Here is a 4,305-nt window from a genome sequence, read left to right as displayed (position 1 = left end):
GACGGGCCCGGCCGCGGGCGCGGGCTGAACGCGGGCGGCCACGGCGGCGCGTTCGCGTCGCCCGGGCCGGGTAGAATCCTACCCGGTCCCACAGGAACGCCGCCCGCGGCGCACGCAAGCCGATGAATCGAAGCAAGAACCGGCCCGCTTTTACATGGATGTTCTGCGCCCTGGCCGCCACGGCGCTGTTGGGCGGTTGCGCCAGCGTCGAGACCCGCCCGGTCGCGACCGTCGCCGCCTCCAATCCCATCGTCGCCCAGGCCCAGCACCTGGCGAAGAACCACGCCGCGCTCAGCGGCGCCGAGCGCAGCGAGAACGAGCAGCAGATCGAACGCCTGCTCGCCCAGCTCGACGACGCCACCCTCAGCCGCGAAGCCAATGCCCTGATCGAGGGCGACCCGCTGTACAACTTCGCCGGCCGCGCGCTGATGAAGCGCGGGCTGCCGCTGCCGCGTCCGTTCGACCGCACCTCCGACTGGAGCTTCCACGCCGCCCAGCGCCCGCCGGCCGACGCCGACGGCTACCGCCCGCCGGTGAAGCTGGCGGTGCTGCTGCCGAGCACCGGCCCGGCCGCGGTCGCCGCCGCCTCGGTCCGCGACGGCCTGCTCGCCGCCTACTACGGCGAAAGCCGGCGCCGCCCGGAAGTGCATTTCTACGACACCGCCGGCACTCCCGCCGGCGCGCTGTCGGCCTACGACAAGGCCGCCGCCGAGGGCAACGACTTCGTGATCGGCCCGCTCGGCCGCGACGAGGTCAGCGCGCTGTTCGGCAAGAGCGCGCTGCCGGTGCCGGTGCTGGCGCTCAATCGCGGCAACACCACCCCGCCCAGCGGCAACGTCAGCTTCTCGCTGACGCCCGAGGACGAAGGCACCGCCGCCGCCGACTACCTGGCCGAGCGCAAGGCCAAGCGCGTGCTGGCGATCGCCGGCGACGACGACAGCCAGCGCCGCGCGGTGGCCGCGCTGAAGCAGCGCCTGAGCGCGCGCGGCGCGGTGGTCACCGACACCATCGGCGAAGGCACCGCCGACCTGGCCCCGTTCGTGGCCAAGGAAGGCGGCGTCGACGCGGTGTTCCTCGCGGTCAAGGGCAGCGTCGGCCGCACCCTGGTGCCGAAGCTGGCGCTGGTCGGCCTGGCCGACAAGCCGCGCGCGGCGACTTCGCAATTGCTGCTGGGCACCGGCAAGCCGGAGCAGGACCGCGTGCTCGACGGCATCGCCTTCCCGTCCGAGTCCTGGATCAGCGGCGGCATCCGCGGCCTGCCGCCGGCGGTGGGCACGGCGCAGCAGCTGCCGACCGCGCGCGGCCCGGCCGCGCGCCTGTTCGCCTTCGGCTACGACGCCTGGCAGCTCAGCGCTTACCTGGAACGTCTGGCCGGCCGCTCCGACGCCTATGTCGCCGGCGCCACCGGCGTGCTGCGCATCGACGGCTTCGGCAACGTGCTGCGCACCCCGGCGTGGTCGACCTTCAGCAGCGGCGTCGCGGTGCCGCTGGCGGATGCCTCGCGCCGCTGACCCCGGCAAGCGCGAACGCGGCGCCGCGGTGGAAGCCGCGGCGCGCGAACACTTGAGCGAGAACGGCCTGCGCGAGTGCGCCAGCAACGCCGGCTTCCGCGTCGGCGAACTCGACCTGGTCATGCTCGACGGCGACACCCTGGTGTTCGTCGAAGTGCGCTACCGCCGCGACGACCGCTTCGGCGGCGGCGCGGCCTCGGTGGACGCGCGCAAGCGGCGCAAGCTGGTGCTGGCCGCGCAGGCGTTCCTGCAACGGCATCCGGCGCATGCCGAACGCGCCTGCCGCTTCGACGTGGTCGAAGCCGACGGCGACCCGGCGCGGCCGCAGTTGCGCTGGCTGCGCGATGCGTTCCGCGCCGACGACTGAGCGCCTGCGGCTGCGCTTCCCTACTCCCGACTCTGCGTCCCCGCCCGGACCCGCCCGCATGCCGACCGTGATGACCCACGCCGTAGTCCCGCTGGCCCTGGGCCTGGCGCTGGGGCGCCAGCGCATTTCGCCGCGCCTGCTCGCCGCCGGCGCGCTCGCGGCGATGCTGCCCGACGCCGACGTGGTCGCGTTCAAGCTCGGCATCGCCTACGCCGACGATTTCGGCCATCGCGGCGCCAGCCATTCCTTCGCCTTCGCCGCCGCCTTGGCCGCGCTCGGCGCGCTCGCCGCGCCGTGGCTGCGCGCGCCGCGCGGGCGCGCGGCGTGGTGGCTGTTCCTGTGCGCAGCCTCGCATCCGCTGCTCGACGCGCTGACCGACGGCGGCCTCGGCGTGGCGCTGTATTGGCCGTGGTCGGACGCGCGCATCTTCGCGCCGTGGCGGCCGATCGAGGTCTCGCCGATCGGCGCGCGCTTCTTCAGCGCGCGCGGGCTGGAGGTGCTGTGGTCGGAAGCGCGTTGGGTGGCGCTGCCGGCGTTGTCGCTGGGCGTCGCCGGCGCGTTGCTGCGCAAACTGATGCGCGCCCCCGCGCCCGGGCCGGCGCGATGAGCGCGCCGCTGCCGTCGTCGCTGCACGCGGAACTGGCGCAACTGCTCGGCGACGCCTGGCTGACCGATCCCGGCGAGCGCTTGGCCTACGCCTACGACAACTCGCGCCGCCTCGCCCTGCCCGACGCCGTCGCGCTGCCGCGCTCGCGCGAGCAGGTGCAGGCGCTGCTGCGCGCGTGCCGGCGCGAGCGCGTGCCGGTCATCGCGCGCGGCCGCGGCACCAACACCACCGGCGCCTCGGTGCCGGTCGCCGGCGGCGTGGTGGTTTCGTTCGAACGCATGAACCGCATCCTCGACATCCGCCCCGGCGACCGCTGCGCGGTGGTCGAGCCCGGCGTGCTCAACGGCGATCTGCAGACCGCGCTCAAGCCGCACGGCCTGTTCTGGCCGCCGGACCCGACCAGCGCCGCCTACAGCAGCATCGGCGGCAACCTCGCCTGCAACGCCGGCGGCCCGCGCGCGGTGAAGTACGGCGCCAGCCGCGACAACGTGCTGGCGCTGACCGCGGTCACCGGCGCGGGCGAGCTGATCGTGTGCGGCACCGCCACGACCAAAGGCTCCACCGGCTACGACCTGCACCGCCTGCTGGTCGGCAGCGAAGGCACGCTGGCGTTGATCGTCGAAGCCAGCCTGCGCCTGACCCCGTCGGCGCCGGCGCGCGCCGCGTTGCGCGCGGTCTACCGCGATGTGTCCTCGGCCGCGCAAGCGGTGGCGCGGCTGATGGCGCAGCCGGTGACGCCGTCGATGCTGGAATTCATGGACGGCCAATGCGTGGGCCTGGCCCGCGACGTCGGCGGCGCCGATCTGCCGCACGAGGCCGGCGCCTTGCTGATGATCGAAGCCGACGGCGACGCCCACACCCTGGCCCACGCGCTCGACGCGCTCAAGCGCGCCGCCGCCGGCGACGGCCTGCTCTCGCTCGACGACGCCGCCGACGAAGCCGCGCGGGAAAAGCTCTGGGCCGCGCGCAAGGCGCTGTCGCCGTCGCTGCGCACCCTGGCGCCGGGCAAGATCAACGAAGACGTGGTGGTGCCGGTCTCGCGCATTCCCGAACTGGTCGACGGCGTGCAGGCGCTGGCGCGCGAGTTCGACCTGCCGATCGTCTGCTTCGGCCACGCCGGCAACGGCAACCTGCATGTCAACCTGCTCTACGACCCGGCCGATGCCGCACAGAGCGAACGCGCGCACGTCGCCATGGGCCGGGTGTTCGAACTCGCGCTGGCGCTGGGCGGCACGCTTTCGGGCGAACACGGCATCGGCCTGGCCAAGCGCGATTTCATGCCGCAGGCGGTGGGTGCGCAGACGTTGGCGCTGATGCGCCAGATCAAGCGCGCGTTCGACCCGGACGGGATATTGAACCCGGGCAAGCTGCTGCCGGACGAATGAATCGCGCGCGGCGCAACGCGCCTCAGCGCTGCCCGGGCAGCAACTCGATGCCGGGAATGGAACGGAAGTAGCGCGCGACCTCGCCCGCGCTGGCCTGCGCGCTGCCGGCGCGCCCGGCCGAACCGTAGCGGCCGTAGTTTCCGGAATTGCCCGGATTACCGCTGCCGCCGGAACCGCCGCGACCCGATCCGCCGGAGCCGCCGCGGCCCGGCGAGCCCGCGGCGCCGCCTTCGCCGGGCAAGCCGCCGTCGACATCCAGCAGCAACTGCTGCGCCAGCTGCGGATACCGCGCGTCGTAGATCAGCTCGATCCGGCCGCCGTTGCCGCCGATACCGCCGTCGCCGCCGGAACCGCCGTGGCCGCCATCGCCGCCGCTGCCGCCCAGGCCGTCGTTGCGGCGGTCGTCGCCGCTGTTCGCACTGCCGCTGCCGCCGC

General features: G+C 74.3%; 5 protein-coding genes. 4 read left to right on the top strand and 1 reads right to left on the bottom strand.

Features of this window, described 5'->3' with window-relative positions; all coding sequences use genetic code 11:
* The first annotated feature begins 122 nt into the window (after window positions 1-122).
* The 4 genes from A7A76_RS00140 to A7A76_RS00125 are packed head-to-tail and all read left to right on the top strand — an operon-like array spanning window position 123 to window position 3,870.
* Window positions 123-1,511, top strand: a complete 1,389-nt coding sequence (locus tag A7A76_RS00140) for a penicillin-binding protein activator (protein ID WP_206409285.1) — start codon at window positions 123-125, stop codon at window positions 1,509-1,511.
* Window positions 1,495-1,878, top strand: coding sequence for a YraN family protein (locus A7A76_RS00135; RefSeq protein ID WP_206409284.1), 384 nt, complete (start codon window positions 1,495-1,497; stop codon window positions 1,876-1,878). Before A7A76_RS00140 ends, A7A76_RS00135 begins: the two co-directional genes overlap by 17 nt.
* 58 nt (window positions 1,879-1,936) lie before the next feature.
* Entirely contained in the window at window positions 1,937-2,485 is a 549-nt protein-coding gene (locus tag A7A76_RS00130) for a metal-dependent hydrolase (protein ID WP_206409283.1), read from the top strand.
* Window positions 2,482-3,870 carry an FAD-binding oxidoreductase gene (locus A7A76_RS00125; protein WP_206409282.1) on the top strand — a complete coding sequence of 463 codons (1,389 nt, stop codon included), beginning with the start codon at window positions 2,482-2,484 and terminating at the stop codon, window positions 3,868-3,870. The genes A7A76_RS00130 and A7A76_RS00125 overlap by 4 nt, the downstream gene beginning before the upstream one ends.
* Before the next feature lie 22 nt (window positions 3,871-3,892).
* On the opposite strand, the gene A7A76_RS00120 is transcribed toward A7A76_RS00125, so the two are convergent.
* A partial coding sequence (locus tag A7A76_RS00120) for a hypothetical protein (protein ID WP_206409281.1) occupies window positions 3,893-4,305 on the bottom strand: 413 nt, incomplete at its 5' end.

It is taken from the genome of Lysobacter enzymogenes, from assembly GCF_017168095.1.
Taxonomy (GTDB): Bacteria; Pseudomonadota; Gammaproteobacteria; order Xanthomonadales; family Xanthomonadaceae; genus Lysobacter; species Lysobacter enzymogenes_D.
This window is presented reverse-complemented; position numbering and strand designations above follow the sequence as displayed.